18 protein-coding genes are annotated in these 17,756 nt (G+C 69.3%); 2 read left to right on the top strand and 16 right to left on the bottom strand.

Going from position 1 to position 17,756, the window contains the following annotated elements; all coding sequences use genetic code 11:
* Positions 1-5: 5 nt before the first annotated feature.
* Positions 6-485 (bottom strand): hypothetical protein, encoded by a 480-nt coding sequence (locus C3K08_RS01720; protein WP_104989768.1) that lies wholly within the window; start codon positions 483-485, stop codon positions 6-8.
* Positions 486-569: 84 nt separating this feature from the next.
* Here C3K08_RS01720 and C3K08_RS01725 point away from each other — a divergent pair, with 84 nt between their 5' ends.
* A complete protein-coding gene (locus tag C3K08_RS01725; protein ID WP_104989769.1) occupies positions 570-1,046 on the top strand; it encodes a GreA/GreB family elongation factor in 477 nt (158 codons plus the stop codon).
* Positions 1,047-1,053: 7 nt separating this feature from the next.
* Here C3K08_RS01725 and C3K08_RS01730 read toward each other — a convergent pair whose 3' ends face one another.
* The 3 genes from C3K08_RS01730 to C3K08_RS17775 all read right to left on the bottom strand — a co-directional run bounded on the left by C3K08_RS01730 (position 1,054) and on the right by C3K08_RS17775 (position 3,970).
* Positions 1,054-2,178 (bottom strand): sorbosone dehydrogenase family protein, encoded by a 1,125-nt coding sequence (locus C3K08_RS01730; protein ID WP_104989770.1) that lies wholly within the window; start codon positions 2,176-2,178, stop codon positions 1,054-1,056.
* A gap of 111 nt (positions 2,179-2,289) precedes the next feature.
* Positions 2,290-3,669, bottom strand: coding sequence for a S8 family peptidase (locus tag C3K08_RS01735; RefSeq protein ID WP_104989771.1), 1,380 nt, complete (start codon positions 3,667-3,669; stop codon positions 2,290-2,292).
* Positions 3,670-3,817: 148 nt separating this feature from the next.
* On the bottom strand, positions 3,818-3,970 hold the full coding sequence (locus C3K08_RS17775) for a hypothetical protein (RefSeq protein WP_158679808.1): 153 nt from the start codon (positions 3,968-3,970) through the stop codon (positions 3,818-3,820).
* Positions 3,971-4,032: 62 nt separating this feature from the next.
* Here C3K08_RS17775 and C3K08_RS01740 point away from each other — a divergent pair, with 62 nt between their 5' ends.
* Complete coding sequence (locus C3K08_RS01740; protein WP_104989772.1) at positions 4,033-4,401, top strand: hypothetical protein; 369 nt, start codon at positions 4,033-4,035, stop codon at positions 4,399-4,401.
* A 130-nt stretch (positions 4,402-4,531) separates the two neighbouring features.
* Here C3K08_RS01740 and der read toward each other — a convergent pair whose 3' ends face one another.
* From der to C3K08_RS01800, 12 genes are all read right to left on the bottom strand, one after another.
* Positions 4,532-5,857: a ribosome biogenesis GTPase Der gene (gene der / locus C3K08_RS01745; RefSeq protein WP_104989773.1), complete on the bottom strand. Its 1,326-nt coding sequence runs from the start codon at positions 5,855-5,857 to the stop codon at positions 4,532-4,534.
* A 417-nt stretch (positions 5,858-6,274) separates the two neighbouring features.
* Complete coding sequence (locus tag C3K08_RS01750) at positions 6,275-8,122, bottom strand: ABC transporter ATP-binding protein (protein ID WP_234009117.1); 1,848 nt, start codon at positions 8,120-8,122, stop codon at positions 6,275-6,277.
* Positions 8,123-8,257: 135 nt separating this feature from the next.
* On the bottom strand, positions 8,258-9,127 hold the full coding sequence (locus C3K08_RS01755) for a cytochrome c (protein WP_104989774.1): 870 nt from the start codon (positions 9,125-9,127) through the stop codon (positions 8,258-8,260).
* A 62-nt stretch (positions 9,128-9,189) separates the two neighbouring features.
* Positions 9,190-9,570, bottom strand: coding sequence for an MGMT family protein (locus tag C3K08_RS01760; RefSeq protein ID WP_104989775.1), 381 nt, complete (start codon positions 9,568-9,570; stop codon positions 9,190-9,192).
* Between the two features lie 416 nt (positions 9,571-9,986).
* Positions 9,987-11,222, bottom strand: a complete 1,236-nt coding sequence (locus C3K08_RS01765) for a NupC/NupG family nucleoside CNT transporter (RefSeq protein WP_104989776.1) — start codon at positions 11,220-11,222, stop codon at positions 9,987-9,989.
* Between the two features lie 69 nt (positions 11,223-11,291).
* Positions 11,292-12,155 carry a menaquinone biosynthesis protein gene (locus tag C3K08_RS01770; protein WP_104989777.1) on the bottom strand — a complete coding sequence of 288 codons (864 nt, stop codon included), beginning with the start codon at positions 12,153-12,155 and terminating at the stop codon, positions 11,292-11,294.
* Positions 12,152-12,739, bottom strand: coding sequence for a uridine kinase (locus C3K08_RS01775; RefSeq protein WP_158679809.1), 588 nt, complete (start codon positions 12,737-12,739; stop codon positions 12,152-12,154). Before C3K08_RS01775 ends, C3K08_RS01770 begins: the two co-directional genes overlap by 4 nt.
* Entirely contained in the window at positions 12,736-13,086 is a 351-nt protein-coding gene (locus tag C3K08_RS01780) for a nuclear transport factor 2 family protein (RefSeq protein WP_234009118.1), read from the bottom strand. The genes C3K08_RS01775 and C3K08_RS01780 overlap by 4 nt, the downstream gene beginning before the upstream one ends.
* The gene (gene mqnE / locus C3K08_RS01785) at positions 13,087-14,217 is read right to left on the bottom strand and encodes an aminofutalosine synthase MqnE (protein WP_104989779.1); all 1,131 of its coding nucleotides are present in this window, start codon (positions 14,215-14,217) and stop codon (positions 13,087-13,089) included.
* Positions 14,218-14,267: 50 nt separating this feature from the next.
* Positions 14,268-14,927 carry an SMI1/KNR4 family protein gene (locus C3K08_RS01790; RefSeq protein WP_104989780.1) on the bottom strand — a complete coding sequence of 220 codons (660 nt, stop codon included), beginning with the start codon at positions 14,925-14,927 and terminating at the stop codon, positions 14,268-14,270.
* A 75-nt stretch (positions 14,928-15,002) separates the two neighbouring features.
* Entirely contained in the window at positions 15,003-16,361 is a 1,359-nt protein-coding gene (locus C3K08_RS01795) for a TldD/PmbA family protein (protein WP_104989781.1), read from the bottom strand.
* Positions 16,358-17,752: a TldD/PmbA family protein gene (locus C3K08_RS01800; RefSeq protein WP_104989782.1), complete on the bottom strand. Its 1,395-nt coding sequence runs from the start codon at positions 17,750-17,752 to the stop codon at positions 16,358-16,360. The genes C3K08_RS01795 and C3K08_RS01800 overlap by 4 nt, the downstream gene beginning before the upstream one ends.
* Positions 17,753-17,756: the final 4 nt, after the last annotated feature.

A 17,756-nucleotide genomic window follows, 5' to 3' on the forward strand; every position in this document is an offset into this window, starting at 1 on the left:
CTCCATCACAACCCCGGAATCGGCACTGCCACCGGGCGGATCGGCTGCCCCTGGCGCTCGGCGGTGTTCAGCAGGGTATTCACCTGACGGTTGAGTCCCTGAATGCCCGCCTCGTTGAAGCGGCCTCGCTTCAGGTCGTTGCCGACGGCGGTCAGCGACTTGTTAAAGCCCGGCAGCAGCGAGCCGATGCGCCGCAGGAAGGGGTCTTGCGTGTTGCGTGTCATTTTGACCGCCGTGTTGACCTGATAGGCGGCGAAGGCTAAGGCCACGCCCGCCTTGACGATGTTGGCCCGCTGGCCGGGGGCACCCGTCTGGAACTTGTACTCGCGGTAGGGCCGCCAGACCCAGGTGTTGAAGGCGTAGTAGGCCGCGCCGAGGTGAAAGACGAACTTGGCCTTTTCCCAGGCGGTGGCCTCGGCCTGCTGGGCGGGACCGGCCACGAGGAGGGCGCTGGCGAGGACGAGGGCGGAACGTTGGGCACGCATGGGGGGAGTCTGGCGGGGGCACGGCGCGGCAGGATGAAGCCGGGATTCACGCACCCTGGACCTGCGGCGGGGCACCATGCCGCCATGACCCAGCCCGCCCCCCTGACCCCCGAGGGCCTCGCCCGGTTGCGGCACCAACTGACCCAGGAAACGGAGCGGCTGGAGGAAGCCCGCCGCGTCGTGCGCGAGCAGATGGAAGCCAACGATCAGGAAAACCAGGGCCTGCCCGAAGCCCAGCAGCGGCTCCTGGCGGTGCAGGCTCGCGTGGACGAGCTGAAAGACCTGATCGCGCGGGCGGTGGTGATCGGGCCAGGGGCCGGGGAGGAAGGCGGCATTCGCCTCGGCTCAGTGGTCACGCTGCTGGAACTGGATGCAGGCCGCCGTCTGACCCTTCAACTCGTCAGCCCGCCCGAAGCGTCCGCCGTGCCCGGCGAGCGCCCCCGCGTCAGCAGTGAGAGTCCAGTGGGCCGTGCCCTGCTGGGTCGTCAGGTGGGGGACGAGGTCACGGTGAACCTCGGCCGCCGCACCGTGCGCTACCGGGTGGAGGAGGTGGGGGACTGAAGGTGGCTCAGCGGCTCATCTTCAGGATGCGCCCGCTGCCGTACTCGGCCACGTACAGCTCGCCCGCCTCGTCCTCCCCGAAGGTGGAGGGATTGTCCACGCGCCCCAGCGTGGTTTTCGTCCAGCGGTTCCCGGTGGTCCGGGCCGCCCACACGGTGCCGCTTCCAAAGTCCCCGAAGACGTACTGGCCCTTCAGCGTGGGAATAGCACTGCCCCGGTAGACGTACCCGCCCGTGATGCTCTGGCCCTCATTGCGCCCGTAGACCAGCACAGGCTCGGTCAGCCCCTGGGTGCGGCAGCCCGTGGACGGCTCAAAGCAGCGGTTGCCCTCGCGCACCTTCCACCCATAGTTCTCGCCGCCCCTGCTGCTGCGGGGCTGGCGGTTAAGCTCCTCCAGCGCGTTCTGCCCTACGTCCGCAATGATCAGGTCGCCGCCCTGCCGATCGAAGGAGAAGCGCCAGGGGTTCCGCAGTCCATACGCCCAGATGTACGGATTGACCCCGCTGCGGTTCACGAAGGGGTTTCCGGCGGCGGGCCGGGCCGCGTCCCCGCTCACGTCGAAGCGCAGAATCTTGCCCAGCGGCGTGCTCAGCTTCTGGCCGTTGTTCTGGGGATCGCCGCCCGAGCCGCCGTCGCCCAGCCCCAGGTACAGGAAGCCGTCTGGCCCGAAGGCGAGCTGCCCGCCGTTGTGGTTGGCGTAGGGCTGCTCGGCGGTAAAGAGGGTCCGCGCACTCTGCGGGTCACCGCGGCTGAAGTCGGTGGTCGCCGTGTACCGCGCCAGCACCGTGTCCCCGTTGCGGTCGGTGTAGTGGACGTAGAAGCGGCGGTTCTGCTTGTACCGGGGGTCGAAGGCCAGCCCCAGCAGCCCCCGCTCGCCCCCCGCACGGGTCAGCCCGCTCACGTCGAGAAAGGGTTGCGCCTGGAGCTGCCCGTTGCGAAGCACCCGCACCTGTCCCCCCTGAAGGGTCACGTACAGCCGCCCCGACCCGTCCCCCGCGTGGGTGATGGTCGTGACCTGCGGCAGCCCGCTGGCGAATGGAACGAAGCGCACCTGCGGCGCTTGGGCCGTGGCGCACGAGGCGAGCAGGGCCGCGCCGAGGATCAGCGCCGCGCGAACGGTGGGGTGCGACATGGGTCAGTGTGCCGGGCGAGCGTGCCCTCAGTCTGTAAGCAGAAGAAGAGGGGACGGTACCCGCAGGCCCGCCCCCTCTGCATATGGAGAGTTGGAAGCTGACCGCTTCCCTCAGAACCCGCTGACGTTCAGCCGCCCGCCCGTGAAGGCCTTGCCATTCAGGCTGGGAGTGGCGATCACGCTGCCCAGGAGGGCCTGGCGAATCTGCGCGGCGGTCGCGCCGGGGTGGGTGCTGGCGTACAGGGCCGCGCCGCCCGTGACGTGCGGGGTCGCCATGGAGGTGCCGTTGTAGCTCGCGTAGCTGTTGTAGGGCACGCTGCTGCTGATCGCCACGCCGGGAGCGCCGAGGTCCACCTGCGTCTTCCCGTACTGGCTGAACGAGGCCAGCGCCCCTGCCTTGTCAATGGCAGCCACCGCGATGACCGCGTCGTAGCCCGCGTCCTTGGTCGTGTCGTAGTTGCTGGGGTAGGAGGCGGTCGCGTCGTTGTCGGTGCCCGAGTTGCCCGCCGCCGCGATAAAGAGGATGTTCGCCTTCGCCCCGCGCACGATGGCCTCGTACAGCGCCTGGCTGTAGCCGCCGCCGCCCCAGGAGTTGTTCGTCGCCACGATGTTCAGCCCGTGCCGGGTCTTGAGGTCGGTGAAGTAGTCCACCGCCTTGATCGCGTCGGCGCTGCTGCCGCCCCGGCGCCCCAGGAACTTGCCGCTGATCATGGTGACGTTGTGGTTCACGCCCACCACGCCGCCGTCGCTCGCCGTGCCGCCGATGGTCCCGGCGACGTGGGTGCCGTGGGCATCCAGGCTGCCGCGCGTGCCGCCGTCGTACACGGTGTTGTCCGCGTTGGCGAAGTCCCAGCCGCGCGAGTCGTCGATGTACCCGTTGCCGTCGTTGTCGCGCCCGTCCACCGGGTCAAAGGGGTTGAGCCACGCGTTGCCCCGCAGGTCGGGGTGGTCGAACTGGTAGCCCTCGTCGATGATGCCCACGTACACGCTGTCGCTGCCCACGCTGCCGCGTGCCCAGGCCTCGGCCGCCTGCGACCCGTACCCGTTGGCGGGCGTGCTGGCGTCCCCGTACATGCCCCAGAGGGTGCCGTTCGTGAACTGCGCGTCGTTGGTGGTCGCCTGATGCTGGTAGATCCAGTTCGGCTCCGCGAAGCGCACCGCCCCGCTCGCCTGAAGCTGCGCGACCTTGCCGGGCACGCTCTGGCCGTCGGTCACGCGGGTGCGCAGCAGCGCCGCCCCGTCCACCACTGCGAGCTGCTCGAGCGACTGCACGCCCAGCCGGGCCTCCAGCGCGGTCAGGCCCTGTGCTCCCAGCCCGCCCGCAAGCTGCACGATCACCTCACCGGGCACGTACTCGCCCGCTGCCGTCACCGGAGCCGGGGTCTGTGGGGCCGAGGCTTCGGGCGTGGGCGCCGTGGCACTGGGGGTGCTTCCGCAGGAGGCGAGCAGGATGCCGAGGGTGAGCAGGCCGAACAGGGGGGTACGCGTCATGGAGCCTCCGGGGCAGGTGGGGGAGGGCGAGGGGCCGGGTTGTGGAATGCCCGGCAGTGTAGAGGCCCACCTGTGCGCGAGGCGTGATGGGGCCTGCCCCAAGCGAATACCCCCGGCGGTCGGGCCGGGGGCGTGGGGGCAGGGGCGCTCAGTCGTCGTCGTTCTCGTCGTCGCTGTCGCCGTCCTGCTGGGAGACGCTGGCCCCGTCTCCATCGGTGTTCTCGTCCTCGCCGCCGGGCGCACACGCCGCGAGGCTGAAGACGAGCAGGCCGCCGAGCAGCAGTCGCAGAAAGAGGCTCATGCCCCCAGCGTACGGAGCGGGGAGGCGCCGCAGGTGTGAGGTTCTTGGGGCTACGCTGGGGCATGACGCCCACTCTCAAAGCCCTGCCCCCCACCCTGGAGAAGTACCGCGCCCCCGGCCCCGAGCGGCTGAAGCTCTACGCGGCCCTGTTCGTGATGTTGGTGCTGAGCGCCGTGCTGGGGCGCCGCCGTCCCGGTGACCTGGGGACCATGGACACCCTGCGCCGAAGCCCCTTTGCCCGCGTGATGTTCATGGACATCGGCGTCCTGAGCACCCTGGGGGCGCTGTACCTCGTGCTGAACGGCAGGGCGGCGGTGCGGGTGCCCGCCGCCGTCGCCTCGCTCTTTGTCGGCAGTTTCGCCCTGCTGCCCGCCCTGGCCTGGGAGGACTGGCAGGCGATGGAGGGGGGCGAGGCAGCCCAGGACCGCTGATACGGTTGCCGCCTACTCCGTTGTCCAATCGGGACAGCGCTGGCCGTGTGGCCCGTGACCGCTCGGCACCTGCGCTGACCGGCCACAGAAAGTGGACCGGAGGCTCGCCCCGGTCCACTCTTTTCTGCCCTTACGCCTCGGCTTCCTCGCCCTTCTTGCCCTTCTTGTACGGCCCCTTTTCCTTCCACTTCAGGCGCACCGGAATCCCGGCGAGTTGCAGGTCCTCGCGGATGCGGTTTTGCAGGAAGCCCTCGTAGGCGCGGGTCACGAAGTCGGCGCGGTTGCAGAAGATGGCGAAGGTGGGGGGTGCGGTTTCCACCTGCGTCATGAAGTACATCTTGAGCTTCTTGCCGCCGAAGTTGGGCACCGCCTGCCGCATCTGCCAGACCTCCAGCCAGCGGTTGAGTTCGGCCGTCGGGATGCGGCTTTGCCACTTCTCATAGAGCTTCATGGCCTCGGCGAGCATGTCGTGGATGCCGTAGTCGTTGATCGCGGAGGTGTACACGCGCGGCGCGTAGGAGATGTGGTGGAGCTTCTGATTCAGCTCCTTCTCGGTGCGCTTCAGCTCCTCGTCGGGCACGAGGTCCCACTTGTTCACGACCACGATCACGGGCTTGCCGCTGTCGTAGGCGAGGTTGGCGAGCTTGAGTTCGTGGTCGCCGAGGTCGGTCGCGTTCACGACCAGCCAGATCAGGTCGCTGCGCTCAATCGCGGCCTGCGAGCGCTGAATCGCGTAGTCCTCGATAGCGGTGTCGGGCTTCTTGCGGATGCCCGCCGTATCCACCAGCACGAAGCGCTGTCCGCCGTAGTCCCACTCCACGTCCAGCGAGTCGCGGGTGGTGCCCGGCTGATCGGCCACGATGGCCCGGTCGGTGTGCGTGATCGCGTTCAGCAGGCTGGACTTGCCCACGTTGGGCCGCCCGATCAGCGAGATGCGGATGGGCGCGATTTCCGGCACGTCCTCGTCGTCGGCGGGGAGGTGCGTCATCACGCGGTCCATCAGGTCGTCGAGGCCACGGGCGTGCTCCGCGCTGATGGCGACCGGATCGCCGAAGCCCAGGCCCCACAGTTCGGCAAGGTAGACCTCGTGCTTGGGGCTGTCGATCTTGTTGGCGACCACGATCACGGGCTTACCGAGCCGCCGCAGCCACTCCGCGACCTCGTAGTCGGCGGCCGAGAGGCCCTCGCGTGGGTCAAGGACGAAGATGACGGCCTGGGCACCTTCCATGGCCCATTCCGCCTTCTCGCGGATGGCCTGTTCCCACTCGTCCCCGCTCCACAGCCCGCCTGTGTCAATCAGCGTGATGCGGTGGTTGTGGTAGAGCATCAGCCCTTCCTTGGCGTCGCGGGTCACGCCGGGAAAGTCCGCGACGACGGCTTCACGCCGCCCGATCAGGCGGTTGAACAGGCTGGATTTGCCGACGTTGGGTCGGCCCACGATGGCGACTTTATGCATGTGGACGCTCCTTTCGGTGTCGCACGCTCCCAGGCGTCAGAGGGAGGGTGCGCCGTGCCCGCCGCCCGCGCTGGGGCGAACAGGGCCATAGGTGAAAAAGTGTAGCAGGGGGAGGTGAGGGGCGGATGGCGCGGGACCCTTCTGCTCCCGCAGTTCAACCCCTCCGCCCCTGCGGGGCACCTCCCCTTGAAAGGGAGGCTGTCGCGGGCATCGTCCCTCCAGTTTCGTGCGCTTTGGAGGCTCCCTTTGAGGGGAGCTGGCCGCGAAGCGGACTGAGGGGTTGAACGCTCAAGCACAAGCCAAAATCCCCTCCCACACGGCCTCCGCCCGCACCCCCCGGTTTCCCTTGACGAATCCTGCATACCGCGCTATCTTATTTGCATCACCGCCCGAAGAGGCGGCTTTTTTGTTGCCTGCTCAGTCCGACCCCACCGCGTCCCGCTCCGGGTACACCGCGTCCTCCCCGGTATATTGCCCGGCCTGGAGCCGCCACAGCTCGGCGTACTCGCCGCCCTGTGCGAGCAGCTCGGCGTGGGTGCCGTCCTCAATCAACCTCCCCGCCTTCATCACCAGGATGCGGTCGGCCATCAGCACGCTGCCGAGGCGGTGGGTGATCAGCAGGGTGGTGCGGCCCCGCGCGAGGGCGGCGAAGGCGGCAAAGACCTCGCTCTCGCTGCGGGGGTCCAGCGCCGCCGTCGGCTCATCGAGGATCAGCACGCGGGCGTCCCGGTACAGAGCGCGGGCGGTCGCCAGCTTCTGCCACTGGCCGCCCGAGAGGTCCACCCCACCGAACGCCTGCCCGATGCGGGTGTTCAGGCCGTCCGGGAGCCGGGGCAGGATGCCGCTCAGCCCGCTCGCGTCGGCCGTCAGCGTCAGTTTCTCCCCGTCCTCGGGCCGCCCCAGCAGCACGTTGTCGCGCACCGTCCACTCGAAGCGGGCGAAGTCCTGAAAGACCGCCGCGACCTGCGAGCGCCACGCGGTGAGGTCCACGCCCCGCAGGTCCACCTCCTCGCCTGGGGCGCCCAGCAGCACCCGGCCCGAGGTGGGGTCGTAGAAGCGCAGCAGCAGCTTGACCAGCGTGGTCTTGCCCGCCCCGTTCTCGCCCACGATGGCGACGACCTGCCCTTCGGGGATATGCAGGGTGACGTGTTCCAGCACGGGCGGAAGGTCGCGGTAGCCGAAGGTCACATCGTCCAGCCGCAGGTCCAGCCGGGCGGGGAGGGGTCGGGGCTGAGGGGGCGGGGCCACGCCGGGTTTGGCGTCCAGAAAGGCGTAATACTTCTGGAACCACCGGAGGTGCTCGGTCCCCATCCCGAGGTACTCGGTCACGCTGCCCAGGCTGTCGCGCACCCCGGCGAGCGCCCCAATTACCAACACGACCGTACCCGCCGTGAGTTGCCCCGCCCCCGCCTGCGCCACCGCGTAGGCGAAGAGTCCCGCCGTGATCGCCAGCGCGAGCACCTGCGCGGGGAGAAGTCCCAGCACCTGCTTGTTGCGCATCCCGCGCATCACCCGCTGGTAGGCGAGCGCCCCGTCCACGTAGCGCCCGGTCAGGTAGGGCATCAGGTCGTAGAGGCGCACCTCCTTGGCGTACTCGTGCCGCAGGGCGACGCGCTGGTCGTAGGCGAGTTCGCGGGCCTCCTGGGTGCGTTGAATGGCAAGGCTCCAGCCCATCTCGCGCAGGCGAATCTGGGTGCGGGCCAGCGGAATCATCCCGACCACGACGACGAGCGGCACCCACCACCCCACCGTGAGCAGCGCCCCCGCCACGCCCATCACGCCCACGACCGCTTGCAGCAGCCCCAGCAACGTCGCCGTGAGGTTCAGCGGCCGGAAGCGGGCGCCCGTCTGGAGGGTCTCCACGTCGTCGTGAAAGCGGGGGTCTTCCACCACGTCCAAGCCGGGCAGCGCCTGCATCTTGCGCATGAGTTGCGTGACCGTCTGCACCGTGAAGTGGTCGGTGGCGTACCCCTGCAACACGGCCCGCCCCACCGCCGTGAGCTGCCCGACCAGCGCCGTAGCTGCCCACGCCACGGCGAGCAGGGTGAGGTTGGCTTCGCCCCCACCCGCCACCGCCGTGATGCCGTCCACCGTCCACTTGCTCAGAAAGACGGTGGCGGCGGGCAGCAGCCCCTGGAGCACCACCATCAGCGCCATCAGCGACACGATCAGCGGCGCACTCCGCACCAGCGAGGGCACCGCCCGGCGAAGCACGGTCAGCAGTTCGGAGGTGGGGATGGGTCCGGTCGCCGGGGGTTTTCGCACCCGCCGAGTGTAGGCAGCCCCGACGGGGGAAACCGTGGCCGGATGGACTCGTTCCCGAGCGTGGGCCGTGCCACAATAGAGGCACAAAGGAAGGCGCCGCCCCGTGGAAGTGGGGCGGCGCTCCTGCTGTGAACCTCAGTTCAGGGTCTTGATGTACGCGTGCAGGTCCACGATCTGCGCGTCGCTGATCTGCTGCTCGGAGTAGCGGGGCATGGTGGGCGCGAGTTCGCGCTCGGGGGTCTTGCCCTCGCGCAGGGTGGTGGTGAACTGCGCCAGCGTCCAGCTCTTGGGGCCGTCGGCCGTGACCAGGCTGGGGCCGAAACCGCCCTGCCCGTTCGCGCCGTGGCAGCCCGCGCAGTTGCTGGCAAAGATGGTCTGCCCGGCTCCCACGTCGCCCGCCGAGTCGGTCTGCTCGCCGGTGATCGCTTCCTCGGCGGTGTTGCCCTCGCCGGTGTTCTGGGCCGTGGAGGACCCGATCTCGCCCGTGGCGCGGGCCTCGTCGGACTCGGCGGTGCCCAATGGCGCGACGGTGGCCCCGGCCCCGGTCTGGTCGGTGGTGGAGACAGCGTCGGTATTGGCCTCGTTGGTGCTCGTCTCCCCGGCGGCGGTGTCGGCCTCGGCCTGCGCCCCCTGCTCGGTGCTCGTCACGCTTTCCTCGGCCTCGTCGCCGCTGTTCGTTCCCATCCCAGCGCTCTCGCCGTCCTGCCCCTCGGCGGCCGCCCCTTCACCTTCGCCGGTGCTGCCTGCGCTGTTCGCCTGACCCTCGCCCGTGCCCTCGGACGACGCCACGTCCTCGGACTCGGAGCCGGTCGCGTCCGCGCTCGTCTGGTTCTCACCCTGCGCGATGATGGTGCCTTCTGGCCCCGCTTCGGCCTCGCCCTGTGCCTGTCCCAGCCGGGGAGCCACGATCAGGAGCGCCACCCCCAAGATCAGGCCGAGCGTCACGCCCAGCACCCAGGACAGGACGTCGCCTGCCACCCATCTCTGCCGCCTCGTTCGCTTCATGCCCTCCAGAATACGCCGGGGCCAGCGGGACGTTGTGCTCCGGGGACTGCAATCGGGCGGGGTTAAAGCAGGGGTTCAGGCGCCGCGTCCCGCCCGTCTTCCGGCGGCCACCACTGCCACCGGGCGAGGTCGCAGCGGCCCGAGGCGTCAAACGTCACGCCCTCGGCCTCCAGCAGCCGCTCCTGCACGTCCCCGAAGCCGAGCTTGTGGGTGCTGACCTTGCCCTGAGCATTGATGACCCGCTGCCAGGGAAGGTCGGTCTCACCGCTCTGTGCCCTTCCCGCAAGGCTGCCCAGCACGAAGCCCGCGAGCCGGGCGCCGCCGGGGCCAGGCCGTCCGGCGAGAAGGGCGAGCTGGCCGTAGGTCATCACGCGGCCGGGGGGGATACGGGCGACAAGGGCGAGGACCTGTTCGCGGAACGTGGCGTCGGGGGAGGGTGGCATGAGGACAGGGTACGGCGGGGGAGGGTGGGCCGGGAATCTTGATTCGGCTTGCCCCTCCCCCCAACCCCCTCTGCTCCGCAGCTCTGCGAGTCCCCAGAGGGAAGGGGGCGCGGCGCTGGGCAAAGGTCGTCCCTCCATCGCCGGGCGTTGCTCAACTCGCCCCCGTGTCTCCCTCCACGCCATCCTCCGTTCAACGCAAGGCCTCGGCGCTCCCGCGCCGAACGGCTCGTCTGCCTGGAACTTGGGCTTGCGAGGTGGGGACGTTGAGCTCGGCTGACACAGAAAAAACGGCTCTCGCAGCAGCAGAATTCGCCCCCTCTCCCCTTGCGGGTGACTCGTAGAGCCGCGAAGCGGAGGGGCGCTGCGAAGCAACGGGGTGAGGGGGCCACGGGGCAACCGCCCCCCTTCACCAACCCTCACCCGATCAGCATTCCCGCCAGCGTGCCGCTCAGCAGGTTCGCCAGCGTACCCGCCGCGACCGCCCGTAGCCCAAGCTGGGCGATGTCACCGCGCCGACTCGGGGCGAGGCTGCCCAGGCCCCCCCGCAGGATGGCGAGGCTGGAGAGGTTGGCAAAGCCGCACAGGGCGAAGGTGATGATGGCTTCGACCTTGGGAGAGAAGGCCCCTTCCTTGAGGGCGTCTGCGAACTCCACGAAGGCCACGAACTCGTTCGTCACGAGCTTCTGCCCGATAAAGCTGCCCGCCGTGGCTGCCTCGCCCCAGGGCACGCCCATCACGAAGGCGAGGGGCGCGAAGAGGTAGCCCAGCAGGAGCTGCACGCTGAGGTCGGGAAAGCCGAACACGCCACCCAGGGCGCCCAGCAGGGTATTCAGTAGCGCGATCAGGCCAATAAAGGCGATCAGCATTGCGCCCACGTTCAGCGCGAGCCCTAGCCCCGCCGAAGCCCCCCGCGCTGCCGCGTCAATGGCGTTGACCGGACGGCCTTCGGGGTCTTCAGGCACCTCGCCCTTGTAGTTCTGGGGGGTGTCCTTTTCCGGCAGCATCAGTTTCGCCATCAGCAGGCCAGCGGGGGCGGCCATGAAGGAGGCGGCGATCAGGTAGTCGAGCCGCACCCCCAGCAGTGAATAACCCACCAGCACGCTGCCCGCCACGCTGGCGAGGCCACCCACCATGACCGCGAACAGCTCCGAGCGGGTCATGCGCTCGATATAGGGCCGCACCACCAGCGGCGCCTCGGTCTGCCCCACGAAGATGTTCGCCGTGGCCGACAGGCTCTCGCCCCGGCTGGTGCCCAGCAGCTTGCTCAGACCCCCGCCCAGCACCCGCACAACCGCCTGCATCACGCCGATGTGGTAGAGCACCGCAATCAGTGCACTGAAAAACACGATCACCGGCAGTACCCCGAAGGCGAAGATGAACCCCGCCCCCTCCAGCGTTCCGTTGGTGAGGTTGCCGAAGACGAAGTTGATGCCCTCCTGCGCGTTGCCCACGACCGCCTGCACGCCCGCGGAGACCGCGTCCAGCCCCTGCCGTCCCAACGGCCAGCGCAGGACGATCAGCGCAAAGGCGATCTGGAGGGCCAGCGCCCCCAGCACGGTGCGCCAGTTCACCCGGCGGCGGTCGGTGCTCAGCAGCAGCGCCAGCCCCAGCAGCACGGCCATTCCGCCCAGTCCCCAGAGAATGTCGGTCATGGGGCCAGCGTAGGGGGCGGCGGTGAGGCAGGCGTTGTCCGGGGTGCGGGGCGTCCCTTCATGCCCGCTTCAGGGCTGCGCGGCCAGTCCCGACGGCTCTCCCGGCCGTGGCCCGAAGCTTAGCGGCGCGTGCCCCGGCTCGGCGAGCGCCGCGAACTCGGCCAATCCCAGGCGGTCGGGCGCCTCAAGGTGATACCGGAAGTTCCACAGGTAGTGCTGCACCACCCGCTCCGGCAGCCCCAGCTTGAGGGCGTGCCGCGCCGACACCTCCGCGAGGTGCCCCAGCCCGTACCGCCGCGCCTCGCGCATGGCCTGGAGGAGGGCGGGGGGCGGCGGATTCTCCTTGCGGTAGGCCCACACCGCGAAGACGAAGGGATGCCCGGTGAGCGCGAACCACTCCTGCGCGAGGTCGGTTACGGTCACGCCCCGCGCCGTATTCGGCAGCGCGGTCATGCTGCGCTCGGGCGTGAGCGGCCCGGCCACCCCGTACCACTCCCGCAGGGCGCTATCCCCGATGCGGAGCACCCCGTCGTACCCGGAGGCCAGCAGTTCCTCGGCTTCGCCCTCCGCCCGCTCCAGGGCAGGCGAGAGGCCGCGCTCGCGCAGCAGCACTTCCAGCAGCGCCACGCTCATGGCACTTTGCGCGGTCAGGGCGATGCGCCGCACGTGCTCCAGCGGCCGGGTGTGAAAGAGGTTGACCGAGTACACCGCGCCCAGCACCGCCACGCTGAAGTCGGGCAGGGCTTCGAGCCGGTCGGCATTCCGAATGAACTCCACCGCGCTGATGTTGGCGATATCCACCCGGCCCGAGAGCAGCGCCGCGTTCATCTCGGTGGGCACGCCAGTGATCGCCGTGACGCCCGGCGGCAGCCTCAGCGGATCGAGGATGGGGGCCACGTTGGTGTAGTGAATCCAGCCCGCGCGGTAGGTCATTGACCTGCTCCTGAAATCACCACGTCGGCTGCGCTGCGGGGGTTGTGGTGCCGGTGATACCAGTCTTCTGCCGCCTCCCAACGCTGCACCCACGCTAAGTCATCCCAGCTTCGCTCGCTCAACCGAACCCTGCGCAATTCTTCCGGAAGATCCACGTACACTTTCAGGTCGTACAGGTGGCGTAACTCAGGATGGAGCGTGTAGACGCCTTCCACGATGAGCCAACCTTCAGCACAAAGACTGACCTGACGGGGTGGGTCATCTGTCCAGGAATAGGGGAGAAATGAAGTGCTGCTCCCATTTCTCAGGGTCGCCAGCTCTGCCCGCAACCTTTGCCACTCGAAATACTGCTCGTAGCCCTGCTCAGGCGTGAGCGCAGCCCGCTGATCCTCGGGCATGATCCTGTAGAAGTCGTCGCCGTGGAGAACCTGAGCACCCAACGACCGGGCGAGACGGTGCGTCAGCGTCGTCTTCCCGCTGCCGCTTCGGCCCTCCAGTGCCACGACAAAGATGTCTTGATGCCAGGGCGCCCCCTGAAGGTGATGCACGAGGGCCTCGAAGCACATTGTCTCCACTTTCTTCACGGCACCACCTGCACGCCCACCGCCCGCCACTCGCCCGCCCGCCGGGCATACAACCGAAAAAAGCTCTGCACGCGCCCGCCGTTCGCATACAGCGTCCCGCGCGTGAAGGCCGTGTCGCCGTGAACCCGCGCTGCGTGGCGCTCGAACATCAGCGTGGCAGGCGGGTTGCGGCGCATGCCCTCCAGCAGTTCGGCCTTGAACACCGCGCGTCCATCGGGGAAAAAACCCACCCAGTCGTCAGCCAGCACCGACGCCATCGCGGCCGGATCGCGGCGGTGGTAGGCGGCGTTCCAGGCGTCGTCCAGCTTCAGCACGGCGTCGAGGTCCCCTGTCTCTGGACCGCTCACCTAGTCGGCGGCTTCCAGCCCGGCGCGGGGGAAGGTCTGAAGCTCGTGGTAATACGCGTCGCGCAGCACGGGCAGGCGTCCGGCATCCTGAATCATCTTCACCATGCCCGCCTGCGAGAGCGCCATCGGGGAGGTCGCGCCCGCCGCGTGCGCGATGTGCTCCTCCTGAATGGTGCCGTCGATGTCGGAGACGCCCCAGTCGAGCGAAACTTGCGTCAGCTCCGAGCCGATCATCACCCAGTAGCCCTTGATGTGCGGGAAGTTGTCGAGGTAGATGCGGGCCACCGCGAGGTTGCGCAGGTCGTCCAGCCCGGTCGTGAAGTCCGTCTTGCCCAGGTTCTGCGCCAGTGTGTTGCCCAGCGGCTGGAAGGCCAGTGGGATGAAAGCGTGGAAACCGCCCGTCTCGTCCTGCAACTCCCGCAGGCGGTGCATGTGGTCCAGCCGCTCCTCCAGCGTCTCGATGTGGCCGTAGAGCATGGTCGCGTTCGTCCGCATTCCCAGCGAATGCGCTTCCCGGTGAATCTGGAGCCACCTCTCGGCCTTCACCTTGTTCTTGGCGACCTGACGCCGCACCCGGTCGGCGAAAATCTCCGCCCGGCCCCCCGGCATCGCCGCGAGGGCCGCCGCCTGAAGCTCGCGCAGCACCTCCAGCGTGGGCTTCTTGCTGATCTTCGACAGGTGCTCGATCTCGGCGGCCGTGAACGCCTTGACCTGAAGGTCGGGGAAGTTCTGGCGGAGCTGCCGCACCATCTCGGGGTAGTAGTCCCACTTGTGGTTCGGGTGGTGCCCGCTGCTCATATGCAGTTCGGTGATGCCGGGGAGGTAACGGCGGCGAACCTGCTCGGCCACCTCCTCCGGGGAGTAGTCCCAGGCCCGCTCCTCGCCCTTGCGGGCGGCGAAGGCGCAGAAGGTGCAGCCCACGTAGCAGATGTTGGTGAACTCCAGCCGCATGGAATGCACGAAATAGACCTTGTCGCCGTGCAGCCGCTCCTTGTGCAGGTTCGCCAGCCGCATCAGCGCGTTGAGGTCACGGGTGTGGTAGAGCCGCAGCCCCTCGTCGAAGCTCAGGCGCTCGCCCGCTTCTACCTTTTCCACGATGGGGGCGAGGCTCTGGTCGCGCAGCCACTTCATGAGTAGAGTTTACGCCGGGGTGGGCGAGGGAAGTGTCCCTGGGACGGGAATCAGCGGGAGCGGCGGGCGGGGGCGGCGCCGAAACCGGGATAAAAGTCTGCGAGTTGGCGATAGAGGTCGCTCCCCTCGCCGTCCGCGTCCAGCAGGTACAGGCGTAGGGTGTTCGGCTCGTCCGGCTCGTGCTGGTGCAGGCGCACCCAGCCTGCTTCCAGCCGGGCCACGTACTCGGCCAGAAAATCCTCCAGCGAGTCGGCCAGCACGGTTTTGACCCGCACGTCGCGCCCGAAGGTGATGACCTGCCCCAGCGTTCCCGTCGGGCGAGGGTCAAGGTCAACGCCCACCGAGTTGCCGCCGCCGTCCGTCAGGAAGGGCAGCCAGCCGGAATTGATGTATTGCGCCCGCACCGCCCCGACCGGGCGGGAGCTGTGGCCCGCCGTCTCCTGAAACTCGGCCTCCAACCCGCGCCAGGCGTCCCACTCCATCTGCAGCATGACCGGGGACAGGAAGGTCAGGCCCAGCACGTGCCCCCAGTCGGCGTGCGTGGCGTAGAGGGTACGGAGCGCAGACGGCAGCTTGCGGCCCAGGACCCGCTCGGTTACGGCCAGTTCCGCGTCCGTCGCGCCAGGCGTCAGGGCGGCGTGCATCGCCGGGGCATGTGCAGCCAGCCACGCCTCCAGCCGGGCGAGGGTCGCGGGGAGGTCGGCGCTCATGCGGCCATGCTACCCCAGCAAGAAGGGCAGAGGCTCACCCGGCTCTCTGCCCTCTGCTCCCGGCCCTCTGCGACGTCAGCCCCCGCCCACCGCCAGCCCTGCCACCCGCACGGCGGGAGCGCTGACCCCGTACATGGTGTCTTCGAGTTCGCTGCCCACAGCCTCGATGCCCGCGAGCAGGTCGAGGATGTTGCCCGCCACCGTGAAGACCTCCAGTGGGTGCGCGACCTCGCCGCCCTCCAGCCAGAAGCCCTCGGCCTGGAGGGAAAAGTCCCCGGTGATGGGGTTCGCACCCGCGTGCCCGCCCGCCACGCCGGTCAGGCGCACCCCGGTCAGGCCGGAGGCAAGGGCCGCCGCGTCTGCCCCGCCGGGCGACAGGATCAGGTTGCTGGGGGCCACGCCCACGGTGCCCTGCAAGCCCTGCCGCGCCGCGTGCCCGGTGCTCTGCGCTCCCGCGCGGGCGGCAGTCTGCGCGTTGTGCAGGAAGGCGGTCAGCCGCCCGGCCTCGATCAAGGTGAGGGGCGCACTCGGGCAGCCCTCCGCGTCGAAGGCCCGCGAGTTCAGGCCGCGCGGTAGGGTGGCGTCGTCCACCAGCGTGACGAGGGGCGAGGCGACCTGTTCGCCCAGGCGCCCAGCGAGCGGACTCTTGCCTTCCTCCACCATCTTGCCGCTGAACATGCCGGAATACAGCATCAGCAACTGCGCGAGGCAGTCCCCGGTGATCAGGGCCGGAAAGGTGCCGCTGGGAGCAGGCTGGGCGCCCAGCAGCTCGGTCGCCTTCTCCACCGCCGAGATCGCCGTGCGGGTGGGGTCGAGTTCGGTGAACTCGCGGGTAAACTGCCAGTCGCGGCCCATCTTGTTCTGGCCATTCTCGCTGACGAGCGGCGCGATCATGTGCATGGCGTAGAGCTGACGGTCCTCGCGCGTAAGCCCCTCGGTGTTGGCGACCGTGCCGTACACGTCCCCGTCCTGATAGCCGCCGTAGGGCACGCTGGTCATGCGGGGATCGGCCTCCCGCGCCGCGCGTTCCAGGTCCAGCGCCACGCCCACCTTCTGCTCCACCGTGACCCCGCTGAGGCCCTCGCCGTACAGGTCGAGCGCGGGGGGCGGCGGCCAGTTCTGGAGGCCCGCGCCCGGCTCCGGGGCGACGAGTTCGGCGTTCTCGATCGCCATATCGAGCGCCCGGTCCAGCGCGGGCCGCGACAGGTTCTCGCTGAACGAGTGCCCCCACGCGCCGCGCACCACCGCCCGCAGCGCGACCCCCTGCCGCGCCGAGAGCTTGAACTCGCTCACGTCGCCGTCAAAGGCCCGGATGCTCGTCGCGTTCGTGCGCTGCCCGTAGACCTCCAGCGTCACGCCGCGCTCGCGGGCACGCTCCAGCAGGTAGGCGCGGGCGTCGGGCAGAGAGAGTTGCTGTTCGCCCGTTGCGGTCATGCGCGGCCTCCCACCGTGATCTCCGAGATCAGGATGTGCGGCTGCCCCACGTCGGTGGGCAGCGAGCCGGAGATGCTGCCGCACATGCCCTGCCCCAGCGCGAGGTCGCCCGCCACGCCCACGATGTTGCGGAGGTCCTGCGCCCCGTTCCCGACGAGAGACGCGCCCTTGAGCGGCTCCGCGATCTCGCCGTCCCGGATCATGTACGCCTCGTTCACCGCGAAGTTGTAGTCCCCGGTGCCGGGGGTCACGCTGCCGCCCCCCATCCGCCGGGCGTAGATGCCGTGCGAGACCTGCCGGATCAGGCTCTCGGGCGTCTCCTGACCGTTGTCGATAAAGGTCGAGCGCATGCGGCTGGCCGGGGCGAATGTGTAGTTCTGCCGCCGCCCGCTGCCCGTGCGGGCGTAGCCGGTCTTCATGCTCCCCACCCGGTCCACCATGAAGGACTTCAGGACGCCGTTCTCGATCAGGACCGTGCGCTCGCCCTTCATGCCCTCGTCGTCCACGGTGACCATGCCCCACGAGCCGGGGATGGTGCCGTCGTCGATGGCGGACACCGACTCGTGGGCGATCTTCTCGCCCAGCTTGTCCGCGAAGACGCTGGCATTTTTCTCCACCGCCGTCGTCTCCAGGATGTGCCCGCAGGCCTCATGGAAGATCACGCCGCCGAACTCGTTGCCGATCACCACGGGCAGCTTTCCGGCCGGGGCGTACCCGGCCCGCAGCATGGCGTTGGCGATGCGGGCGGCCTCGGCACCGATGGATTCGGGGGCCACCTCGTCGAAGAATTCCAGGCCCTGTCCGGCGCCGGGGCCGTAGAACCCGGTCTGACGCAGGGTGCCGTCCTGGGCGATGGCGGTCACGCTCAGGCGGGACCAGACGCGCTCGTCTTCAGCCCACAGCCCCTCCGAGTTGGCGACGAGGACGCGCTGCACCCGGTCGAGGTAGTTCACGTCCACCGTCTTTACGTCGCCCACACCCGCCGCGCCGCCGTGTGCCCGGCGCATCAGCGCGAGCTTGTCGCGGCCCGCCGCCTGGAGGGGATGCTGCCGCGCGACGTACAGCGGCTGGGCGTCCACCCGCCGGAAGTCCATGCCGCCCGCGCCTGAGCGGTCCGTCTCGCCCGCCGCGCCGCGTGCCCGCGCCACCTGGTCCGCGAGGTCGCGCAGGCCCGCCGGGGTCACGTCGTTGGTGTAGGCGTACACCACCCGCGTGCCGTACAGCAGCCGCAGCCCGGCGCCGAACAGGTTGCCGCCGCCCGCGTCCTTCACCTCCCCCTGGTGCAGGCGCAGGTTGGTGTTCACGCTGTCTTCCACAAAGAGTTCCGAGAAGTCCGCCCCACCCGCGCGGGCGAGGGTCAGCACTTCGGCGACAAGGGCCTGATCGAGCATGGAG

The sequence above is a fragment of the Deinococcus sp. NW-56 genome, assembly GCF_002953415.1.
GTDB lineage: Bacteria > Deinococcota > Deinococci > Deinococcales > Deinococcaceae > Deinococcus.

What these genes read in the sequence shown, in the direction of transcription:
- C3K08_RS01720 (WP_104989768.1), bottom strand. Translation starts at nt 485, where the DNA reads ATGCGTGCCCAACGTTCCGCCCTCGTCCTCGCCAGCGCCCTCCTCGTG.
- C3K08_RS01725 (WP_104989769.1), top strand. Translation starts at nt 570, where the DNA reads ATGACCCAGCCCGCCCCCCTGACCCCCGAGGGCCTCGCCCGGTTGCGG.
- C3K08_RS01730 (WP_104989770.1), bottom strand. Translation starts at nt 2,178, where the DNA reads ATGTCGCACCCCACCGTTCGCGCGGCGCTGATCCTCGGCGCGGCCCTG.
- C3K08_RS01735 (WP_104989771.1), bottom strand. Translation starts at nt 3,669, where the DNA reads ATGACGCGTACCCCCCTGTTCGGCCTGCTCACCCTCGGCATCCTGCTC.
- C3K08_RS17775 (WP_158679808.1), bottom strand. Translation starts at nt 3,970, where the DNA reads ATGAGCCTCTTTCTGCGACTGCTGCTCGGCGGCCTGCTCGTCTTCAGC.
- C3K08_RS01740 (WP_104989772.1), top strand. Translation starts at nt 4,033, where the DNA reads ATGACGCCCACTCTCAAAGCCCTGCCCCCCACCCTGGAGAAGTACCGC.
- der (WP_104989773.1), bottom strand. Translation starts at nt 5,857, where the DNA reads ATGCATAAAGTCGCCATCGTGGGCCGACCCAACGTCGGCAAATCCAGC.
- C3K08_RS01755 (WP_104989774.1), bottom strand. Translation starts at nt 9,127, where the DNA reads ATGAAGCGAACGAGGCGGCAGAGATGGGTGGCAGGCGACGTCCTGTCC.
- C3K08_RS01760 (WP_104989775.1), bottom strand. Translation starts at nt 9,570, where the DNA reads ATGCCACCCTCCCCCGACGCCACGTTCCGCGAACAGGTCCTCGCCCTT.
- C3K08_RS01765 (WP_104989776.1), bottom strand. Translation starts at nt 11,222, where the DNA reads ATGACCGACATTCTCTGGGGACTGGGCGGAATGGCCGTGCTGCTGGGG.
- C3K08_RS01770 (WP_104989777.1), bottom strand. Translation starts at nt 12,155, where the DNA reads ATGACCTACCGCGCGGGCTGGATTCACTACACCAACGTGGCCCCCATC.
- mqnE (WP_104989779.1), bottom strand. Translation starts at nt 14,217, where the DNA reads ATGAAGTGGCTGCGCGACCAGAGCCTCGCCCCCATCGTGGAAAAGGTA.
- C3K08_RS01790 (WP_104989780.1), bottom strand. Translation starts at nt 14,927, where the DNA reads ATGAGCGCCGACCTCCCCGCGACCCTCGCCCGGCTGGAGGCGTGGCTG.
- C3K08_RS01795 (WP_104989781.1), bottom strand. Translation starts at nt 16,361, where the DNA reads ATGACCGCAACGGGCGAACAGCAACTCTCTCTGCCCGACGCCCGCGCC.
- C3K08_RS01800 (WP_104989782.1), bottom strand. Translation starts at nt 17,752, where the DNA reads ATGCTCGATCAGGCCCTTGTCGCCGAAGTGCTGACCCTCGCCCGCGCG.